This is a genomic window from Shinella sp. (assembly GCF_049651085.1).
Classification (GTDB): Bacteria; Pseudomonadota; Alphaproteobacteria; order Rhizobiales; family Rhizobiaceae; genus Shinella.
In genome coordinates this window covers 267,701-288,778 of the sequence record NZ_JBASBL010000004.1, presented here as the reverse complement: position 1 = coordinate 288,778, position 21,078 = coordinate 267,701, and the positions used below count along the sequence as shown (strand labels likewise).

17 protein-coding genes are annotated in these 21,078 nt (G+C 62.8%); 11 read left to right on the top strand and 6 right to left on the bottom strand.

Annotated features, from left to right (window positions below):
• Positions 1 to 107: 107 nt before the first annotated feature.
• Both WA950_RS01850 and ypfJ read right to left on the bottom strand, forming a co-directional pair.
• On the bottom strand, positions 108 to 1,361 hold the full coding sequence (locus WA950_RS01850) for a TCR/Tet family MFS transporter (RefSeq protein ID WP_424549964.1): 1,254 nt from the start codon (positions 1,359 to 1,361) through the stop codon (positions 108 to 110).
• Between the two features lie 199 nt (positions 1,362 to 1,560).
• Complete coding sequence (gene ypfJ, locus WA950_RS01845) at positions 1,561 to 2,496, bottom strand: KPN_02809 family neutral zinc metallopeptidase (RefSeq protein WP_424549963.1); 936 nt, start codon at positions 2,494 to 2,496, stop codon at positions 1,561 to 1,563.
• A gap of 245 nt (positions 2,497 to 2,741) precedes the next feature.
• On the opposite strand from ypfJ, the gene WA950_RS01840 reads away from it, so the two are divergent.
• Positions 2,742 to 3,401 (top strand): dihydrofolate reductase family protein, encoded by a 660-nt coding sequence (locus tag WA950_RS01840; RefSeq protein ID WP_424549962.1) that lies wholly within the window; start codon positions 2,742 to 2,744, stop codon positions 3,399 to 3,401.
• A 4-nt stretch (positions 3,402 to 3,405) separates the two neighbouring features.
• Here WA950_RS01840 and WA950_RS01835 read toward each other — a convergent pair whose 3' ends face one another.
• Entirely contained in the window at positions 3,406 to 4,293 is an 888-nt protein-coding gene (locus tag WA950_RS01835) for a LysR family transcriptional regulator (protein ID WP_424549961.1), read from the bottom strand.
• Between the two features lie 110 nt (positions 4,294 to 4,403).
• On the opposite strand from WA950_RS01835, the gene blaOXA reads away from it, so the two are divergent.
• Together blaOXA and carB are read left to right on the top strand one after the other, a co-directional pair.
• Positions 4,404 to 5,210: a class D beta-lactamase gene (gene blaOXA, locus WA950_RS01830; protein WP_424549960.1), complete on the top strand. Its 807-nt coding sequence runs from the start codon at positions 4,404 to 4,406 to the stop codon at positions 5,208 to 5,210.
• Positions 5,211 to 5,420: 210 nt separating this feature from the next.
• The gene (carB, locus tag WA950_RS01825; RefSeq protein WP_424549959.1) at positions 5,421 to 8,903 is read left to right on the top strand and encodes a carbamoyl-phosphate synthase large subunit; all 3,483 of its coding nucleotides are present in this window, start codon (positions 5,421 to 5,423) and stop codon (positions 8,901 to 8,903) included.
• 67 nt (positions 8,904 to 8,970) lie between these two features.
• Here carB and WA950_RS01820 read toward each other — a convergent pair whose 3' ends face one another.
• Both WA950_RS01820 and WA950_RS01815 read right to left on the bottom strand, forming a co-directional pair.
• Complete coding sequence (locus tag WA950_RS01820) at positions 8,971 to 10,428, bottom strand: UdgX family uracil-DNA binding protein (protein ID WP_424549958.1); 1,458 nt, start codon at positions 10,426 to 10,428, stop codon at positions 8,971 to 8,973.
• Positions 10,428 to 11,657, bottom strand: a complete 1,230-nt coding sequence (locus WA950_RS01815; RefSeq protein ID WP_424549957.1) for a putative DNA modification/repair radical SAM protein — start codon at positions 11,655 to 11,657, stop codon at positions 10,428 to 10,430. Before WA950_RS01815 ends, WA950_RS01820 begins: the two co-directional genes overlap by 1 nt.
• 339 nt (positions 11,658 to 11,996) lie before the next feature.
• Here WA950_RS01815 and greA point away from each other — a divergent pair, with 339 nt between their 5' ends.
• Together greA and WA950_RS01805 are read left to right on the top strand one after the other, a co-directional pair.
• Positions 11,997 to 12,473 (top strand): transcription elongation factor GreA, encoded by a 477-nt coding sequence (greA, locus tag WA950_RS01810; RefSeq protein WP_424549956.1) that lies wholly within the window; start codon positions 11,997 to 11,999, stop codon positions 12,471 to 12,473.
• A 25-nt stretch (positions 12,474 to 12,498) separates the two neighbouring features.
• Positions 12,499 to 13,548, top strand: coding sequence for a glycosyltransferase family 4 protein (locus WA950_RS01805; protein WP_424549955.1), 1,050 nt, complete (start codon positions 12,499 to 12,501; stop codon positions 13,546 to 13,548).
• 62 nt (positions 13,549 to 13,610) lie between these two features.
• Here WA950_RS01805 and WA950_RS01800 read toward each other — a convergent pair whose 3' ends face one another.
• Positions 13,611 to 14,078 (bottom strand): Lrp/AsnC family transcriptional regulator, encoded by a 468-nt coding sequence (locus WA950_RS01800; RefSeq protein ID WP_424549954.1) that lies wholly within the window; start codon positions 14,076 to 14,078, stop codon positions 13,611 to 13,613.
• 250 nt (positions 14,079 to 14,328) lie between these two features.
• On the opposite strand from WA950_RS01800, the gene trxB reads away from it, so the two are divergent.
• From trxB to WA950_RS01770, 6 genes are all read left to right on the top strand, one after another.
• On the top strand, positions 14,329 to 15,303 hold the full coding sequence (gene trxB / locus WA950_RS01795) for a thioredoxin-disulfide reductase (RefSeq protein WP_424549953.1): 975 nt from the start codon (positions 14,329 to 14,331) through the stop codon (positions 15,301 to 15,303).
• Positions 15,304 to 15,418: 115 nt separating this feature from the next.
• On the top strand, positions 15,419 to 16,315 hold the full coding sequence (locus WA950_RS01790; RefSeq protein ID WP_424549952.1) for a LysR family transcriptional regulator VtlR: 897 nt from the start codon (positions 15,419 to 15,421) through the stop codon (positions 16,313 to 16,315).
• A 658-nt stretch (positions 16,316 to 16,973) separates the two neighbouring features.
• On the top strand, positions 16,974 to 18,431 hold the full coding sequence (locus WA950_RS01785; protein WP_424549951.1) for an NCS1 family nucleobase:cation symporter-1: 1,458 nt from the start codon (positions 16,974 to 16,976) through the stop codon (positions 18,429 to 18,431).
• Positions 18,428 to 18,889, top strand: coding sequence for a nucleoside deaminase (locus WA950_RS01780; protein WP_424549950.1), 462 nt, complete (start codon positions 18,428 to 18,430; stop codon positions 18,887 to 18,889). The genes WA950_RS01785 and WA950_RS01780 overlap by 4 nt, the downstream gene beginning before the upstream one ends.
• 559 nt (positions 18,890 to 19,448) lie before the next feature.
• Complete coding sequence (locus WA950_RS01775; RefSeq protein WP_424549949.1) at positions 19,449 to 19,775, top strand: ArsR/SmtB family transcription factor; 327 nt, start codon at positions 19,449 to 19,451, stop codon at positions 19,773 to 19,775.
• A 67-nt stretch (positions 19,776 to 19,842) separates the two neighbouring features.
• A complete protein-coding gene (locus WA950_RS01770; RefSeq protein ID WP_424549948.1) occupies positions 19,843 to 20,964 on the top strand; it encodes an alkene reductase in 1,122 nt (373 codons plus the stop codon).
• Positions 20,965 to 21,078: the final 114 nt, after the last annotated feature.

The following is a 21,078-nucleotide window of genomic DNA, read 5'->3' as shown; positions in this document are numbered from 1 at the left end:
GCAATCAATCGAATAGAATTGATCTTTTCATCAAGAACTCCAGAAAACCGGCCTTGCCGGCCCACTGCCGGCAAAAATTTCGTCGAAATGTCACGTTGGAAAGCGCGTCAGGCGCCTTCGGAGGCGAGGTCCCGTGCCGGTCCCGCACCCGCGCCCCGCAGCTTCACGAGGAAGATCAGGAAGCCGATGAAGAGGATCACCGCAGCAAGCGCGAAAGGCGCACCGGCAAAGACCGCCGGCGCCGAGGGGCCGGTGAAATGACTGAAGACCTGCGTGAAGATCAGCGGGCCGATGATCGTCGTGATCGAGGAAACGCTGGTGAGCGCGCCCTGCAATTCGCCCTGCGCCGAGGGCGGCACGCGGGCCGAGGCGATCGAGCGCAGCGGCGGATCGGCAAGCGCCTCCAGCGCGGTCATCACGATCACCGCATAGACCATCCAGCCCTGCCAGGCCGAGGCATAGCCGACAAGGCCGAGAACCGAGAAGAACAGGCCGAGCACCGCCGTGCGGTATTCCCCCAGCTTCGGCACGACGCGCGGCAGCACGAAGGCCATGACGACGGCCCCGCCGACACCGAAAATGCCGAGCGATAATCCGATCTGCCCCTCGCTCCAGCCATAGCGATAGGCCGATACGAAGGACCAGATGGACGGGTAGACGGCATGCGCCAGCCAGTAGCAGAAGAAGACGAGTCCGATCCAGAGCACACCCGTATACTTGCGCATCTGCATCAGCGCGCCCAGCGGATTGGCGCGGGAAAGCTCGAAGCGGCGGCGGTTGCCCGGCGCAAGGCTCTCCGGCAGCAGGAACCAGGCCGCGATGAAATTGAGGAAGGCGAGTGCCGCCGCGCCGTAGAACGGGATACGCGGCCCGAATTCACCCAGCAGGCCGCCGATGACCGGACCGAGCGCAAAACCGGTGCCGAAGGCAATGCCCATCAGCCCGAAATTCTTCGCGCGCGTCTCGTCCGTCGAGACATCGGCGATATAGGCGGCGGCCGTGCCGAAGCTCGCACCGCTAATGCCCGCCAGCACCCGCCCGACGAACAGCATCCAGTAACTCGTCGCGAGCGCGCAGATGAGGTTGTCGATGGCGAAGGTGAAGATGCAGGCCAGCAGCACCGGACGCCGGCCGAAGCGGTCCGACAGGTTGCCGATGAACGGCGCGAAGAGGAACTGCATGCCGGCATAGACGAGCAGCAGCCAGCCGCCGTCGATCGCCGCCTGGCTGATGTCGTCGCCCGTAAGCTCGCGCAGATAGGTCGGCAGCACCGGCATGATGATGGCGATGCCGATCACGTCGAGAAACATGATCATGAAGACGAGAAAGAGCCCGCGCCGGGTGGACCTGGCATCGCTCATGGCATGACCTCGAGAATGAACAGCACCCGTCTGCCGGGCAAAAATGTCAGGCGGCGATTTCTAATTCAGTTTTTTCGGCGAAACAATCCATGAACATCTCAATAATATTGATGGATCGGACGCATTTTGCTGATGCAAAAAACAAGCCCTCCGGCCGAAACGACCGGAGGGCTCTGACGATCAGCCAGTCGTACTTGTCTCAGATATTGCCCTTGAACGTATCGCAGGCATCGACGCGCCCGCTATCGAAACCGCGCTTGAACCAGGTGCGGCGCTGTTCGGAGGTGCCGTGGTTGAAGCTCTCCGGCACGACATAGCCCTGCATGCGCTTTTGCAACGTATCGTCGCCGATCTGGGTGGCGGCGTTCAACGCCTCCTCGAGGTCGCCACTCTCAAGAAGCCCCTTCTGCTCGGTATACTTGCCCCAGATCCCGGCATAGCAGTCGGCCTGAAGCTCGACGCGGGTGGACATCTGGTTGGCTTCGACCTCGCTCATGCGCTGGCGCTGCTGGTTGAAGCGCGGCAGAACGCCGGTGAGGTTCTGGACGTGATGGCCCACTTCATGCGCCACGACATAGGCCTGGGCGAAATCGCCGGCCGCATCGAACTTGTTGGAAAGCTCGTCGAAGAAGCTCATGTCGAGATAGACCTTGCGATCGCCCGGGCAATAGAACGGGCCGGACGCTGCCGAGGCAAAGCCACAGGCCGACTGCACCTGACCGGAAAACAGCACCATCTTCGGCTCTTCATAGCGCTCGCCGGCCGACTGGAAGATGCCGTTCCAGGTGTCTTCCGTCTCGGCGAGCACCGTCGCCATGAAGGCCTTGGTTTCCTCTTCCTGTGGCGAGGCGCGGCGGCTTGCGCTTTCGGTCTGCTCGAAGCCGGGCATGCTGACCTGCCCGCCGCCATTGCCCATCACCTGCAGCAGGTCGATGCCCATGGCCTTGAAGATGAAATAGATGACGACGAGGAAGATGATCGTGCCGATGCTCATTCCACCGCCGGCACGGCGTCCGCCGCCCATCGGAATGCGGAAACCGCCGCCCCGCCCGAACGGGTTGCTGCCTCCGGCCGTAGGCCCGGCCCCGCGCTGGTCCTCGATATTGCCCGACTGGCGACGACCTTTCCATTCCATGGCGCATTTCCCCGCATTGAATTTCCAACGAACGTTCACCGCGTGAATTCGTTCCGATGCACCAACTTATAGGGCCTGCCGGGTGCCTTGCAAAAGGAAAAGCAGCGCCCCCCGCGCCGGAAGGAAGCGTCAGCCCCCTGCCCCGGCAGCCATGAGCGAGCAGAAAGAAATGACGGCATTGTCGGATCGACGTTTCGTCATTCGTCTCTAGGTATCAGTCAATCGAAGATACCGGGAGAAACCCCATGAGAAAGATCATTGTTGGCGCATTCACCAGCCTCGACGGCGTCATGCAGGCGCCGGGCGGGCCGGACGAGGATCCGATCGGCGGCTTCAGGTTCGGCGGCTGGGCGGCCCCGCTTTTCGACGAGAAGATGGGCGCTTTCATCGACGAGCTGTTCGCAAGGCCCTTCGACCTGCTGCTCGGCCGCAAGACCTACGATATCTTTGCGGCCCACTGGCCCTATGTGGAGAAGAACGACCCGATCGGCCCGCTCTTCGACCGCATCGACAAATATGTCGCGACCCGCAATCCGGACTTCAGGACCACATGGCAGAACAGCCACGTGCTCGGCGGCGACACGATCGCCGCCGTGAAGGCGCTGAAGAGCGAGGACGGACCGGACCTTCTCACGCAGGGCTCCACGGAATTCCTCAAGGCGCTGTTCGAGCATGATCTCGTCGACGAGATCCACGTCTCCGTCTTCCCGCTCATCCTCGGCAAGGGCAAGCGGCTGTTCGGCGATGCATCCTTCCCGCGCGCGCTGACGCTGACCGGTTCAAGCACCAGCGATTCCGGCATCGTCATGAACAAATATGCCCGCGCCGGCGATGTCGTCACAGGCTCCTTCGAGTTCGAGACGCCGACGGCGGCCGAACTGGAGCGCCGCCGCAACCTGACCTGAGCGGTCAGGCGAGCCCCTCCTCCGCCACCGCTTCCTCCAGCCACGCGGCGAAGGCGGACATGGCGGGGGTGACGGTGCGCGATTGCAGGCGGGTGAGCCAGTAGCTGCCGAGCGTCACGCTGGTCCTGAACGGCTGGACGACATCGCCCGAGGAAAGCAGCCGCGAGAACATCAAGGGCGGGGCAAGGCCGACGCCGGCGCCCTGCAGCACCGCTTCCATCATGGCCAGCGACGTATCGAAGACGATAGCGTTCTGCGGCGGCGGCGTGCGCGGCAGGCCGGCGGCCTCGAACCAGCGGGTCCACTCGTCGGGCCGATAGGAGCGCAGCAGCGTCATGCCGAGAAGATCGGCCGGGTCCTTGAGGGCGCGCGCGGCCGCGGGGATGGCGAGCACAGATAGCGGCGCATCGAAAAGACGGCTCGCATCCGTTCCGTGCCATGCGCCCGTACCGAAGCGAATGGCAAAATCGAGGCCTTCGGCGGCAAGGTCCACGCGGTTGTTGTTGGTGGAAAGCCGCACCTCCACGAAGGGGTGGCGCTCACGGAAGGAGGCGAGGCGCGGCAGCAGCCAGCCGACGGCAAAGGTGCCGACGGCGCCGATAGTCAGGATTTCACGCACATGCCCGCCGCGGAACCGCTCGACCACATCCGCCATGCGGTCGAAACTGTCGCGCAGCACCGGCAGCAGGCTCTCCCCCTCCGCCGTGATCTTCAGCCCGCGCGGCAGGCGCTTGAAGAGCACGACGCCGAGTTGCTCCTCCAGGGTCTTCACCTGGTGGCTGACGGCGGCCTGCGTGACATTCAGCTCGATGGCGGCGCGGGTAAAGCTCAGATGCCGGGCAGAGGCCTCGAAGGCGCGGAATGCGTTCAGCGGCAGATAAGGCCGAACCATGGCAATGCCCCAATTTTCCTAATGGCTGAGACCAGTATTGATCTTTTGCCAGTTCATCAAAGCATTGCTATCTGGAATGCGCAAGCTATTCAAAATTCGAGGAAAACGTGATGGACAATCGTCTTTTCGCGGCCGGCATCCTGTTGGCTTCATGCTTCTCTGCGCCCGCCGAGGCCCGTATTCTTTGTACTGTTGTTGTCGATGCGGCAAGCGGCAAGACCCTTCTGGAAAAGGGTGACTGCACGACACGCGTCACGCCCGCTTCCACCTTCAAGCTGCCGCTCGCCGTGATGGGCTACGATTCCGGCTTCCTGGAGAATGCCGAGGAACCCGTCCTGCCTTTCATGGAAGGCTATGCTGACTGGGGCGGCGAGAACTGGCGCCAGCCGACAACGCCGAAACGCTGGATGGAATATTCCGTCGTCTGGTATTCGCAGCGCATCGCGCAATTCCTCGGCTACGAACGGTTGCGCGACTATGCCGACGCTTTCGAATACGGCAATGGAGACATGACGGGCGATGCCGGCAAGAACAACGGCCTGGAACGCGCCTGGATCGCCTCCTCGCTGAAAATCTCGCCGCGCGAGCAGGTGGCGTTCCTGCGCAAGCTGGTGAACCACGACCTGCCGGTTTCCGCCGACGCCATGGATTCGGCCATGGAAATTCTCGAGCGGCGCAACATCCAGGACGGCTGGAGCGCTCGGGGCAAGACGGGCATGGCGTATTCGCAGAAACCCGATGGCACGCGCAACTATGGACGCCCCTGGGGCTGGTATATCGGCTGGGCGCGCAAGGACAATCGTACCGTCGTCTTTGCCCGGCTGATCCAGGACGACAAGAAGGAACCGACGCGCACGAGCCTGCGCGCACGCGACGGCATTCTGGGCGAGTTGCCCGGTATTGTGGCCGGCAAATGAGCCCTCGTTTGCCGCCGTGAAGCACAAGGCCAAATCGACAGGAGAAAATCCGCGCATTTTCCTGTCGATACGGCGATTTTCGGGGTTCCTCTCGCCCTATCATTTGCCTATAAGCCGCTTCTAGCCTTTGAATGACCATAGATGCGCGCCCGGCCGGTGATCCCAGCACCATGGCCGGTTTTTCGCGCACGCGGAAGAACGGATAGAGAGATGCCCAAGCGCCAAGATTTGAAATCGATCCTCATCATCGGCGCGGGGCCGATCGTTATCGGTCAGGCCTGCGAATTCGACTATTCCGGCACCCAGGCCTGCAAGGCGCTGAAAGAGGAAGGCTACCGCGTCATCCTCGTGAACTCCAACCCGGCAACGATCATGACCGATCCGGGCCTGGCCGACGCGACCTATGTCGAGCCGATCACCCCGGAAGTCGTCGCCAAGATCATCGCCAAGGAACGCCCGGACGCGCTTCTGCCGACGATGGGCGGCCAGACGGCGCTCAACACCGCGCTTTCGCTGAAGCGCATGGGCGTGCTCGAGCGCTACAATGTCGAGATGATCGGCGCCAAGCCTGCCGCCATCGACATGGCCGAAGACCGCGCGCTCTTCCGCGAGGCAATGGCCCGCATCGGCCTTGAAACGCCGAAGTCGCTGCTGGCCAACGCCACCGAGATCAAGGATCTCGACCGCAAGCTGCACGAGACCCAGCGCACCAAGCTGAAGAGCGAGCTTTCCGGCGATGCGCTCGACAAGGCGCTCGACGAACTGGAAAACCAGTGGAACCTCGGCGAGACCGACCGCAAGCAGCGTTACATGAGCCACGCCATGGCGATCGGCGCGCAGGCGCTGGACGTCATTGGCCTGCCCGCCATCATCCGCCCGTCCTTTACGCTTGGCGGCACCGGCGGCGGCATCGCCTACAACCGCTCAGAATTCTTCGAGATCGTCAATTCCGGCCTCGACGCCTCGCCGACCACCGAAGTGCTGATCGAAGAATCGGTGCTCGGCTGGAAGGAATATGAGATGGAGGTCGTCCGCGACAAGGCGGACAACTGCATCATCATCTGCTCGATCGAGAACATCGACCCGATGGGCGTGCACACCGGCGACAGTATCACGGTTGCCCCTGCCTTGACCCTGACGGACAAGGAATACCAGATCATGCGCAACGCCTCGATCGCGGTGCTGCGCGAGATCGGCGTCGAGACCGGCGGCTCGAACGTACAGTTCGCCGTCAATCCGGAAAACGGCCGCCTCGTCGTCATCGAGATGAACCCGCGCGTCTCGCGCTCTTCCGCGCTTGCATCGAAGGCGACCGGCTTCCCGATCGCCAAGATCGCCGCGAAGCTTGCCATCGGCTACACGCTCGACGAGCTGGAAAACGACATTACCGGCGGCGCGACCCCGGCCTCCTTCGAGCCGTCCATCGACTATGTCGTCACGAAGATCCCGCGCTTCGCCTTCGAAAAGTTCCCCGGCGCCGAGCCGACGCTGACCACCGCCATGAAGTCGGTCGGTGAAGTCATGGCCATCGGCCGTACCTTCGCCGAATCGCTGCAGAAGGCCCTGCGCGGCCTCGAAACAGGCCTGACCGGCCTCGACGAGATCGAAATCCCCGGCCTTGGCGACGGCAACGACAAGAACGCCATCCGCGCCGCCATTTCCACGCCGACGCCGGACCGCCTGCGCATGGTCGCCCAGGCCCTGCGCCTCGGCCTCACGCTGGAAGAGGTGCACGAAGGCTCGAAGATCGACCCGTGGTTCCTCGAGCAGTTCAAGGCCATTGTCGACATGGAGGCCCGCATCCGCGAGCACGGCCTGCCGGAAGATGCCGAGAACCTGCGCATGCTGAAGGCCATGGGCTTCTCGGATGCCCGCCTTGCCACCCTCTCGGCCAAGCGCCCGAAGGAAGTCGCCGAGCTGCGCAATCGCCTCGACGTGCGCCCGGTCTTCAAGCGCATCGATACCTGCGCGGCCGAATTCGCCTCGCCGACCGCCTACATGTATTCGACCTACGAGACGCCGTTTGCCGGCGCCACGCGCTCGGAAGCCGGTATTTCCGACCGCAAGAAGGTCGTCATCCTCGGCGGCGGCCCGAACCGCATCGGCCAGGGCATCGAGTTCGATTACTGCTGCTGCCATGCCGCCTTCGCGCTGAACGATGCCGGCTACGAATCGATCATGATCAACTGCAACCCGGAAACCGTCTCGACCGACTACGACACGTCGGACCGGCTCTACTTCGAGCCCCTGACGGCCGAAGACGTCATCGAGATCCTGAAGGCCGAGCAGACCAATGGCGAAGTCGTCGGCGTCATCGTGCAGTTCGGCGGCCAGACGCCGCTGAAGCTGGCCGAAGCCCTCGAGAAGAACGGCATCCCGATCCTCGGCACCGCGCCTGACATGATCGACCTTGCCGAAGACCGCGACCGCTTCCAGAAGCTGCTGCAGAAGCTGGACCTCGCCCAGCCGAACAACGGCATTGCCTATTCGGTCGAGCAGGCCCGCCTCGTTGCCGGCGAGATCGGCTTCCCGCTGGTCGTGCGCCCGTCCTACGTGCTTGGCGGCCGCGCCATGCAGATCATCCATTCGGAATCGATGCTGCAGACCTACCTGCTCGACACCGTTCCGGGCCTCGTGCCGGAAGACATCAAGCAGCGCTACCCGAACGACAAGACCGGCCAGATCAACACGCTGCTCGGCAAGAACCCGCTGCTGTTCGACAGCTACCTGACCAATGCGGTGGAAGTCGACGTCGACGCGCTGTGCGACGGCAAGGACGTCTTCGTCTCCGGTATCATGGAGCATATCGAGGAAGCCGGCATCCACTCGGGCGACTCGGCCTGCTCGCTGCCGGTTCACACGCTTTCCAGCGAGACCGTCGACGAGCTGGAGCGCCAGACGAAGGCGCTCGCCAAGGCGCTCAATGTCGGCGGCCTGATGAACGTGCAATACGCCATCAAGGACGGCACGATCTACGTGCTGGAAGTGAACCCGCGCGCCTCGCGCACGGTGCCCTTCGTCGCCAAGACCATCGGTGCGCCGATCGCCAAGATCGCCGCCCGCGTCATGGCCGGCGAGGCGCTGGACGCAGCAATCGCTGCCTATGGCGAGAAGCCGGACCCGCGCAACCTCAAGCACATCGCGGTCAAGGAAGCCGTGTTCCCGTTCGCCCGTTTCCCGGGCGTCGATACGCTGCTCGGCCCGGAAATGCGCTCGACCGGCGAGGTCATCGGCCTCGACACGGACTTTGCGCTGGCCTTCGCCAAGTCGCAGCTCGGCGCCAGCGTCGACCTGCCGCGCGATGGCACGGTCTTCGTTTCGGTGCGTGACGAGGACAAGGAGCGCGTGCTGCCCGCCATGAACATCCTGACCGAAATCGGCTTCAAGGTGATGGCGACCTCCGGCACAGCCCGCTTCCTCGCCGAAAACGGCATCGAGGCGATCAAGATCAACAAGGTGCAGGAAGGCCGTCCGCATATCGAGGACGCCATCCGCAACCGTCAGGTCCAGCTCGTCATCAACACGACGGACGGCAACAAGGCGATCTCGGATTCGAAGTCGCTGCGCCGCGCCGCGCTGATGCAGAAGGTGCCCTACTACACCACCATGGCCGGCGCGCTCGCTGCCGCCCAGGCAATCCGGGCGCTCAAGCAGGGCCAGCTCGAAGTAAGGCCGCTGCAGTCCTATTTCTGAGGCTGGGCGCCGATACGCAAAAATTGAAGCCGGGCGGCACTGTCGCCCGGCTTTTCCGTGCCCGTCACTATGCCTCCAGCGTCTCCGCCAGATGCCGGATCATCTGCATGTCATCGACAAAAAGGGCGTGCTGGCGCTTTCGCTCGGCTTCGTCCGGCAGGCGCAGCAGGAACGAGGGGTGGATGGTCGGATAGAGCACGACGTTCCCCTCCATGGTCATCGGCTTGCCGCGCAGCTGGCTGAGCGGTTTTCGTTCCCCGCTGAGCGCATAGACCGCCGTCGCGCCGAGCGCGACGATCAGGCGGGGCCTGACCAACTCGACCTCCCTGGCCAGCCACCAGCGACAATGCTCGATCTCGCCTTGCGCGGGCTTCTGGTGGATGCGGCGCTTGCCGCGCGGGACATATTTGAAATGCTTGACCGCATTGGTGAGGTAGAGCGTGTCGCGCGCGATGCCCGCGTCCTTCAGCACCGCGTCAAAAACCTTGCCTGCCGGGCCGACGAAGGGACGCCCGGCCAGATCCTCCTGATCGCCCGGCTGCTCGCCGACCATCATCAGGTGCGCATCCCGCGGCCCCTCCCCGAAAACGGTCTGCGTTGCCGCGCAATGCAGCGGGCAGCGCGTACAGTGCCGCGCCTCCTCGCGTAGCGCCTCGATGCTGCCCGCCATCGCCGGTACGATCTGCGGCATTGCCTCTGCCGCTTGCTGAAGACGGTAGTGGAACAGCGGAGGATCGCTTGCCGCGCGCTCGGCCATGGCGCGCACATTCGCCTCCGCATTGGCGATCATCTCCGGAATGAGATCCGCCTCCGGCAGGTTGCGCCAGTATTTCTTCGGCATCTCAGCCTGCATGGCTTTCAGCTTCAGCCGCGCCGGATTGAAGATGCTCGAATAGTAGATGCGCCAGAGATCGTCGGTCGGGTCGCCATGGCCGGGATCCGCGCCGGGGCGGGTGTCGAAGATCAGGCTCTCGCCGTCCCAGCTCGCCGTGCCCTTTGGCGTGGCGATGATCCAGTCCATGTCGGCGAAGCGGCGGCGGAAGAACGGCGCGGTGCGGGCCACGACGAACTGCGACGGCTCGAACCAGGCAAAGAAGCGACGCCGTCCCTCCGTTTCCCCCGCGATTTCCTTGAAGCGCACGAAGGCCGTCATCTTGTGGCTGTCGCGCTGAACGTTCCTGGCGAGCAAGCGCGCCCAGGCGACGTCCTTGTCGGCCGTCAGTTTCATCAGACGCCGATCCGATTGCAGGCGCCAGAGCAGGCGATAAAGCAGATGGAAGCGGCCGGGCTCGGTGTGGCAGACCACCGCTTCGGCCAGCGACAGGAAGGCGGGCGGCACCGTAAGGGGCGGCGCTGCGGGGTCGGGTTTCGGCAAGTCCAGCGGCGCGGCTTCGAAAAGCTCCTCCTCCAGGCCGCCGATCCGCCAGTCCACCTCGCGCGGGGAAATGCCCGCGGCGGCGAGCGCGCGGGCCGCATCGCGCCACTCGGAAAAATCACCCCGGCCAAGAAGACGCACCGTCTGCATCAGAGCAACGAAAGCTGTTCCGGCTTGGGCGCAAAGAGCGTCCTCAGGTCGGCGCGGTCGGCAAGACGTCGCGGCGTCCAGCCTTCCGCCTCGATGAAGGCGCGCACCTTGCGCAGCGAGACGCCGAGCCGGGCAAGATCCTCCAGCCGCAGGCGGCGGAAACGGCGGCTGGAAAGGATCGCGTCGACGGTCTTCGTGCCGAGGCCCGGCACGCGCAGCAGCCTTTCACGCTCCGCCCGGTTGACGTCCACCGGAAAGACATCGCGATTGGCGAGCGCCCAGGCGAGCTTCGGGTCCATGTCGAGATCGAGCATGCCGCCTGTCGCACCAGTGATTTCATCCACGCCGAAGCCATAGAAACGATAGAGCCAGTCCGCCTGATAGAGCCGGTGCTCGCGCACCAGCGGCGGCTTGATCAGCGGGAGCGCACGGGAGGCATCGGGGATGGGGCTGAAGGCGGAGTAGTAGACGCGCTTGAGGCCGTAGCTGCCATAGAGCCGCGCGCTCGTCTTCAGGATGGTCGCATCATCCGCGCCATCGGCGCCGACGATCATCTGCGTGCTCTGGCCGCCCGGCACGAACCGCTTGCGCCGTTTCGTCTGCAGGGTCGGGTCGTCGGCCGCCTCGATCTTGCGGCGCAGGTCGCCCATGGCCCGGCGGATACCCTCCGGTCGCTTTTCCGGCGCGAACCGGCCAATACCGGCATCCGTCGGCAATTCGATATTGAGCGACAGCCGGTCGGCATAGAGCCCCGCCTGCTCGATCAGTTCCGGCGAGGCATCCGGGATGGACTTCAGGTGGATATAGCCGCGAAAGCCATGCGTCGTGCGCAGCTCCCGCGCCACCCGCACCATCTCGCCCATCGTATGATCGGGCGAACGGATGATGCCGGAGGACAGAAACAGCCCTTCGATATAGTTGCGCCGGTAGAATTCCAGCGTCAGCCAGACCACTTCCTCCGGCGTGAAGCGAGCACGCTCGACATTGCTGGAGGAGCGGTTGATGCAATAGGCGCAGTCAAAGATACAGAAATTGGTGAGCAATATCTTCAGGAGCGAGATGCATCGCCCGTCCGGCGCATAGGCATGGCAAATGCCCGCCCCTTCGGTGGAACCGAGCCCGCCCGTCTCCGCGGAGTCGCGCCTGACCGTTCCGCTCGAGGCGCAGGAGGCATCGTATTTGGCGGCATCCGACAGGACGGCCAAGCGTTGCTGCAGCGATTTCTTCATTCCTGTTCACTATATGTTCCGAAAAGAAACGTCAAGAATGACGTGTTCGACAAACCGGCGCGCAGCGCACCAAGCCCGCCCTTTGCGAGGAGCCGCCTCGCCGAGGGCCATGAACGGTCCTCCGGCAATGGGCGGCCAGCGGGAGGACTGCGCGATTGTTTCCACCTCTGTGGGCAGCGCTTGCCCTGCGGCAAAAGAACTGGCTTTCGGACGACACAATCTGCTATAAGGGTTGTTCAAACGCTTTTCGACGGTTCCGGGGTTTTTCTCCGGAGGCCGTTTTCTTTTGCGTTCACGCGGGCGGGAGCCAGCGCGGCGCGGGCTGAAGGACGGGATAAAATGGTTGAAAAAGTACCGATGACTCACGGCGGTTTCGTCAAGCTGCAGGAAGAACTGCGCTGGCGTCAGCAGGAAGAGCGTCCGAGAATCATCGAGGCGATCGCCGAAGCGCGCGCCCATGGCGACCTGTCGGAAAACGCCGAGTACCACGCCGCCAAGGAAGCCCAAAGCCACAATGAAGGCCGGGTCTCGGAGCTGGAAGACTATGTCGCCCGCGCCGAAGTCATCGATCTTTCCAAGATGTCCGGCACCAAGATCATGTTCGGCGCCAAGGTGAAGCTCGTCGACGAGGATACCGAGGAAGAGAAGGTCTACCAGATCGTCGGCGACCAGGAAGCCGACGTGAAGCAGGGCCGCATCTCCATCTCCTCCCCCATCGCGCGCGCGCTGATCGGCAAAGAAGTCGGCGATTCGATCGAGGTGAATGCGCCCGGCGGCCCGAAGGGCTACGAAATCCTCGCCGTCACCTGGGGATGAGGCCGGCCTGCCGGAGGGCTTGTCGGTGACCGACATCAGACATGTTGACGTGATCGCGTTGAACTTCAAGCGCCGCCTCAGCGGCGTGACGTCGACGGTCATCCAGCTTGTGCCCTTCCAGGCAAGACTTGGCGTGCGGATCGCAGTGCTCGGTCCCGGCCTGCCGGACAATGCCGGCCTGCCGAAGATCGGCTTCCGCTCGCTTCTTGGCCTCTGGCGCGCGCCCGACGGGCGCCGCCACAGGATCTGGCATGCGCGGCGCAACAACGAGATGGGCTTCGGCCTTTTCCTGCGCAGCGTGCTGCGCATGCCGCTGAAGCTCGTCTTCACCTCCGCCGCGCAGCGTCGCCACAGCGCCTATACGCGCTTCCTCATCCGCCAGATGGACCGCGTGATCGCGACCAGCGATCGCTCGGCATCGTTTCTGGAAGTGCCCTTCCGCGTCATACGTCATGGCGTCGATCTCGATGCGTTCCATCCGCCGCAGACGGCAGAGGACGGCATTGCCGCGACGGGCCTGCCCGGCCGGCATCTCATCGGCTGCTTCGGCCGCATCCGCCATCAGAAGGGCACCGACCTCTTCGTGCGCGCGATGATCGAGCTTCTGCCGCATCGTCCCGACTGGACCGCCGTCATCTGCGGCCGCGCGACCGCGAGCCACACTGCCTTTGCCGACGGCCTGAAGGCGGAAATCGCCGCAGCAGGCCTTTCCGATCGCATCGTCTTCATGGGCGAGGTGCCGGACGTGAAGGTCTGGTATCGCCGGCTCACGCTCTATGTCGCGCCGTCCCGCAACGAGGGCTTCGGCCTGACGCCGCTCGAAGCCATGGCATCGCAGACCGCCGTCGTCGCGAGCGATGCCGGCGCCTATGCCGAGATGATCGCGCCCGGCAAGACCGGCGCGGTCGTGCCTGCCGGCGATTTCGAGGCGCTACGCGAGGCGGTCCGCCCCTATCTTGCCGATCCGGACATGGCGCTGCGCCATGCCGCGCAGGGCCTTGCCGAGGTGCGGGAGAATTTTGCGCTGGAGAAGGAAGCGAAGGCCGTCAACGCGGTCTATGGCGACCTCGCGTAAAGCATTCCAGCCGAAGCGGCATCGCTTCGGCGTCGGACAGTCCGGCAAAACGATATCCGGCCTTACAGCTCGACCAGACCGACCTTCTTGACCTGGCGGATCGTCAGCATGGTGCGCACGGTATCGACCTGCGCATTGGCGGTCAGTTCCTCGATGACGAAGTCCTGGAAGCGGGTGAGGTTTTCGGCCACGCAATGCAGCAGGAAGTCGCTGTCGCCGGAGACCATCCAGGCCTGCCGCACCATCGGCCATTCGCCGGTCGCAGCCGCGAAAGCCTTTAGGTTCGCCTCCGACTGGTGCTTGAGGCCGACCATGCAGAAGGCGACCAGATCGTAGCCGAGCGCCGGCGCGTTCAGCATCGCCGTATAGCCCTCGATGATACCCGCCTCCTCCAGCTTGCGTACCCGTCGCAGGCACGGCGGCGCGGAAATGCCGGCGCGCGCGGCAAGCTCTACATTGGTCATCCGGCCATCGGCCTGAAGCTCTTTCAGGATACGGACATCGATGGCATCGAGTTCTGCGCGAAACATGGGATTTTTTGAAACCTTTCAGGACGGCGACCGGAAGTGACCCGAATCGCTACATCAGCGCAACATTGTTACTGCAAGAGGCACAAATATGTCACGCGGGTTCGCTTGCCTGTTGGCAAAGAGGCGCGCGCACTTGAAACTCCCCACACTCCCTTCATAAATGAAAGCCGAACAACGACACGCTGGCCCATGCCCTGCGCGAGACCGCGCGGGCTGGGCGATGAGGGCCAAGCGCCCAGAAGGAACGACCATGTCCGCCCGTCACGTCAAGGTGCTGATCATCGGATCCGGCCCCGCCGGTTACACTGCCGCCATCTATACCGCCCGCGCCATGCTGGAGCCCGTGCTGATTGCCGGCATGGAACAGGGCGGCCAGCTGATGATCACGACGGATGTGGAAAACTATCCGGGTTACGCCGATCCGGTCCAGGGCCCCTGGATGATGGATCAGATGCTCAAGCAGGCGACCCATGTCGGCGCGGAGATCGTTAACGATCTCGTGACGAACGTCGATTTCGACGTGCGTCCCTTCCGCATCTCCACCGACAGCGGCACCGAATGGACCGCCGACGCGCTGATCATCGCGACGGGCGCCAAGGCCAAATGGCTCGGCATCGAGACCGAGCACAAGTTCATGGGCTTCGGCGTGTCGGCCTGCGCCACCTGCGACGGCTTCTTCTATCGGGGCAAGGACGTCATCGTGGTCGGCGGCGGCAATTCGGCCGTCGAGGAGGCGCTTTACCTTTCCAACCTCGCCAGGACGGTGACGGTCGTGCACCGCCGCGACGCGCTGCGCTCCGAGCGCATTCTCCAGGAGCGCCTGTTCGCCAAGGAGAACGTCAAGATCATCTGGGATCACGAAGTGGTCGAATATCTCGGAGAGAACGCCAAGCCCCCCATGCCGGCCTCCGTCAACGGCGTGAAGCTGCGCAATGTGAAGACCGGCGAGACGCGTGACATGGCCACGGACGGCGTGTTCGTCGCCATCGGCCATGCGCCGGCGGTCGAACTGTTCAAGGGCAAGCTGCGCCAGAAGCCGAACGGCTATCTCTGGACGGCGCCCGATTCCACGGCGACGGACGTGCCGGGCGTTTTTGCCGCAGGCGACGTCAGCGACGATATCTATCGCCAGGCGGTTACGGCCGCAGGAATGGGTTGCATGGCGGCCCTCGAAACCGAAAAATACCTTGCAGGTCATATGCCTGTCGCAATTGCGGCCGAGTAGAAGCCGCCAACAAAGGGGGGCGGATTCGATCCGACCTCCCGCGTGGGAACAGTTGAAATCAGCGACCGGACGGGAAACCTGATGTTCCCCGCCGCAAAGACATATGGGGGATAGAATGCCGCTCGATTGGGACAAGCTGCGGATTTTTCACGCCGCGGCCGAGGCCGGCTCGTTCACGCATGCGGCGGACAAGCTGCACCTGTCTCAATCGGCCATCAGCCGTCAGGTGAGCGCGCTGGAGCAGGACGTCGGCATAAAGCTCTTCCATCGCCACGCTCGCGGCCTGATCCTGACCGAGCAGGGCGAAATCCTCTACCGCACCGCGCATGACGTGCTGATGAAGCTCGAAAGCGTGCGCGTGCAGCTGACGGAAAACACCGAGCGCCCGAGCGGCAAGCTGCGCATCACCACGACCGTCGGCCTCGGCCAGGGCTGGCTGACGGACAAGGTGCAGGAGTTCCTCGCCCTCTATCCCGACATGCAGGTTCAGCTCATCCTCGACAACGAGGAGCTGGACGTGAACATGCGCCATGCCGACTGCGCCATCCGCCTGCGCGAACCCCAGCAGTCGGACCTCATCCAGCGCCGGCTCTTCACCGTGCACATGCACATCTACGCCGCGCCGTCCTACATCAATCGCTATGGCGAACCGCAGTCGATCGACGATCTCGACAATCACAAGATCATCTCCTTCGGCGAGCCCGCGCCGAGCTATCTGCTCGACGTCAACTGGCTGGAAATCGCCGGGCGTGATTCGGACAATCCGCGTCCTTCGTTGCTGCAGATCAACAGCCAGACTTCGATCAAGCGCGCCGCCCTGCTCGGCATCGGCATCGCCATGCTGCCGGACTACATTGTCGGCCGCGACCCGGGCCTCATCCAGCTGCCGGTCAGCGCCGACATCCCCTCCTTCGACACCTATTTCTGCTATCCGAGCGAAATGAAAAACTCCGCCAAGCTCAAGGTTTTCAGGGACTTCATCGTCGCCAAGGCGCGCAACTGGAACTTCTGAGAAAGGCCATTTCCAAGGCCTGCACCTCATGCATGGCTGACATGCACATTAAATGATTGATATACGCCCATAAAACCATCATATCGCGGCCAGCTGATGCACTTTGGTGGTTTTCCTCCCAGTGCCACCGCACCAGCTGTTCCCCTCTGGAGGTTTTATTACCTTCAAAACTATAAAGGGCCCAGGTTGATCTTGCGGCCCTCTTTTTTTGCCTTGCTTTGGCCACGGCAGCATTTTGCAATTCCCGTAGATCCTTGCATCGGCCTCTCCGACAACAGCGCTGTTCGCACAAAGGCTTTCAGAAAACTGAAAAGCCGATCGGCATTTTCGCGTGATCGGGAAGGGCTGAACCAGCTTGCCCGGCCTTTCGCATGAGGCGCCCGCACATTCTCCGGCCCCCGATTTTATTCTTTTCAAACAATCACGTTTTCCTTTCCATACAAAATCTTTTTCCCACCATCCGCAGCCTCGATGCTAAACAAAGCAGCGCGCACTGCGTTGCAGGGAATATGCTGAAAAAATGAATTGAAACAACAAGATACGCCTACAAGTTGCAATTCAAAAATCAAGAAAAATAACCTCAGCAAACTTGGAGAACGACTCCAGAAAATCCCAAAAAAAAAATCGCAAAATACACACATAAGTGGAGGAGACACTCGTGTATTCTACGCCATCATCATCAACTATGGGACAGGTCTCGCCGCCTCTGGCGGTCAGCGATCGCTTGTCCAACGAGGACATCGCCCCGGTCAAGGAACAAACCTGGGGCGTCTACACCCTCTCAGCCATGTGGATGTCCAACGTCCACAGCGTTGCCGGCTATGTCTTCGCGGCCAGCCTTTTCACCCTGGGCCTCGGCGGCTTCCAGGTTTTCGCAGCGCTCATCACGGGCATTTCCCTGATCTACGTCTTCACCAACCTGGCCGGCCGGGCAGGTCAGAAATACGGCATCGCGTTCGCTGCCTTCTGCCGCCCCGCCTTCGGCGTCTTCGGCGCGAACATCCCGAGCATGATCAAGGCATCCACAGCGACATGCTGGTACGGTATCCAGACCTGGGTTGCTTCAACGGCACTCGTGGTCGTTACGCTGCGCCTTGCCCCCGGCGCGGCAGCCCTCAACGACGATTCCATTCTCGGCATGACCACGCTCGGCTGGATCTGCTTCCTCGTGATGTGGTTCTCTCAGCTGGCCGTTTTCTACTACGGCTGGGAAGCCATCCGTAAGTTTACCGACTGGGCCGGCCCGGCGATCTATCTCGTGATGTTCATCATGGCTGGCTGGGTCGTGTGGAAGGCAGGCGGCCTGGAGCACATCGACTTCAACCTCGGCTCCGAAAGCCTGAGCGGCGGCGCCGCCCTGTCGGCATGGTTCACCGCAGTTGCGCTGACCGTGGCCTGGTTCGCGGGCACCACCCTCAACTTCGCTGACTTTTCACGCTTCATGAAGTCCCGCGAGGCGATGACCCGCGCCAACTTCCTCGGCCTGCCGATCAACTTCGCCCTCTTCGCCCTGGTGACCGTGGTCACGACCTCCGGCGCCCTGAAGGTCTTCGGCGAACTCATCACCGATCCGGTCCATCTTGTCGCTCGGCTCGACAACGTGACCGCGATCGTCCTCGGCGCGCTGACATTCATGACCGCAACCATCGCAACGAATATCGTGGCGAATTTCGTCTCGGCCGCCATGGACCTGACGAACCTCGCACCGAAATACCTGACCTTCCGTCGCGCCGGCGTCCTCGCCTCGCTCATCTCGGTCGCGGTGATGCCGTGGAAGCTCTATGCGAACGCGGTGATGGTGCAGTACACGCTCGGCACGCTCGGTGCATTCATCGGCCCGATCTTCGGCGTGATCATTTGCGACTACTTCCTCATCCGCAAACAGACGATCGATGTGGACAGCCTGTACACCGAAGACCCGCGCGGTAAATACTGGTACAAGAACGGCTTCAATCTCAATGCCATCTACGCATTGGTGCTTGCCGGCATCTTCGCCCTGTCGATCTCGCAGCTCGAGATCTTCAAGAGCGTCGCCGCCTATTCCTGGTTCTTCGGCGCATTCGCCGGCGGCCTCCTCCACTATCTCTTTTCCGGTCGGAAGGGACAGGCGGCATGACCGGCAACTCTAATCCACTCGATGAGCAGCTGATGCTTGCGGCCCTCGCGGAAGCTCGCGATGGCGTAGCCTCCGGTGGCATGCCGTTCGGGTCGGTGCTGGTCGTCGATGGGAAGATCGTCAGCAGAGGCCACAACCGGCAGATCCAGGACGGAAAATTCCTTGCGCATGCCGAAATGGTTTGCCTGGAGAGCTTTCTTGCCGATCACGACGGCCCGCTGGACAATGCGACGCTCGTTGCCACGGAAGCCCCCTGCCCGATGTGCGCAGGAGCCGCAATCGTCGCGGGCGTTACCAGGATCGTGGTCGGGGAAGCCCATCACTATTCCGGCGCATGCGACTGGCTTGCCACCCAGGATGTCGAACTCGTCATTCTGAACGATCCCGGCTGCATTGAGCTGGTGTCCGACTTCAAGGCTCGGCACCCGGATCGCTGGAACCGCTTCAGCGCTGGCTAAACCCAATCCGGAGCCCGGCGTCGAAACCTTCGACGCCGGGCTCATCATGCACCACCAGCACCGCTCCGGCCGAGCTGCGGCGACCGCCCCGCATCTTCCACGCTCGCCCGCTCCTGCATTCAAGTGTTTGCGGATAGCTCAACCATAGCCGGCACTATTGTCGGATTTCCCTCCAGACGCCGCCCTTCCCACAGCTCGCCTCCGAAGAATCCACTGCCTTCAAAACCACATAAGGCCCAGGTTGATCTTGCGGGCCCTCTTTTTTTGCCTTGCATTAACCAAGACAGAATTTTCAACGTTTCCGGAAAACTTGGCATCCGTTTCTCTTGAAGAAACGCATTCCCGCTCCCATATTCAGTACAGCCAACGCACTTGCGGTCTTTCTCCTCCCAGTGCCGCGCGTTGGCTGTTCCCCTCTGGAGGTTTTTGAACCTTCTGACTTGCAGGGCCCAAGCTTCGCTTGTGGCCCTCTTTTTTTGCCGGCACCTCTTGCATCGGCAAAACACGATCACAATATCGATTGTAACCGATATATTAATCGCCGGATCACGATAGACAGATGACCACGTTCGACACCGACGAAATCCTGAAAGCCCTCGCCCATCCCAAGCGGCTGGAGATTCTCGCGTGGCTGAAGGAACCGCAGCAGCATTTCGCCGGCCAGGAGCATCCGCTGGAATTCGGCGTCTGCGCCGGCCAGATCGAAAAGCGCTGCGACCTTTCGCAGTCCACCGTCTCCGCCCATCTCGCCACCCTCCAGCGCGCCGGCCTCGTGACGACGCGCAAGGTCGGCCAGTGGGTGTTCTTCAAACGCGACGACGAAAAGATCGCGGCCTTCCTCCAACACATCAACAGCGCTCTTCAAGCCACTCCGGAAAAACTGTGACGCGGTTTTCCGCCCGGAAATGCCAACAAAAGCGCCCTCGCCTCCCAGCCAGAAGAAGGACTCTTCCATGACCTCGCTCTTCGACCCTCTCAAGATCGGCGACATTCAGCTTGCCAACCGCATCGTGATGGCTCCGCTGACGCGCAACCGTTCGCCGGGCGCCGTGCCGAACACGCTGAACGCCGCCTATTACGAGCAGCGCGCCAGCGCCGGCCTGCTGATCACCGAGGCCACCGCCATCACCCAGCAGGGCCAGGGCTATGCCGACGTTCCGGGCCTCTACACGCCGGAAGCGCTCGCCGGCTGGAAGGAAGTCACCGATGGCGTGCACAAGGCCGGCGGCAAGATCGTCGTCCAGATGTGGCATGTCGGCAGGATCTCGCACGATACGCTCCAGCCGAACGGCGGCAAGCCGGTCGCCCCGTCGGCGATCCAGGCCCAGTCGAAGACCTACCTCATCAATCCCGACGGCACCGGAAACTTCGCCGAAACCTCAGAGCCCCGCGCGCTGGAGAAGGACGAGCTTCCGGGTATCGTCGAGGACTATCGCCGCGCCGCCCGTGCGGCAGTTGATGCCGGCTTCGACGGCGTCGAGATCCACGCGGCCAATGGCTACCTGATCGACCAGTTCCTGCGTTCCGGCAGCAACCACCGCACGGACGAATATGGCGGCTCGATCGAAAACCGCTCCCGCCTGCTGTTCGAGGTCGTCGATGCGATTACCGCAGAAATCGGCGCGGGCCGCACAGCCATCCGCATCTCGCCGGTGACGCCCGCCAACGACGCCTTCGACCCGGCCCCGCAACCGCTCTTCACCTATGTGGTGGAAGGCCTCGCCAGATACGGTCTCTCCTATATCCACATCATCGAGGGCGCCACGGGCGGCGCGCGCGATCACCAGCAGGGCGACAAGCCGTTCGACTATGCGGCGCTGCGCGCAGCCTACCATGCGGCCGGCGGCAAGGCGGCCTGGATGGTCAACAACGGCTACAACCGCGAACTCGCCATCGACGCAGTCGAAAGCGGCAAGGCCGACCTCGTCGCCTTCGGCAAGCTCTTCATCGCCAACCCTGATCTCGTGGACCGGCTGAAGAACGACACGGTCCTGAACCCGCCGGACAACGCCACGTTCTATGGCGGCGGCGCCAAGGGCTACACGGATTATCCGGTTCTCGAAAACGTCGCCTGATCCTGCCTTTTTGTGCCGGGGCGCTGCGCAATCCAGCGCCCCGGCACCCCCTCCCTTCAAGGGAGGATGCAGAACGCCCGTGGTTTCCTCCGCCGCGGGCGTTTTCTTTTTACC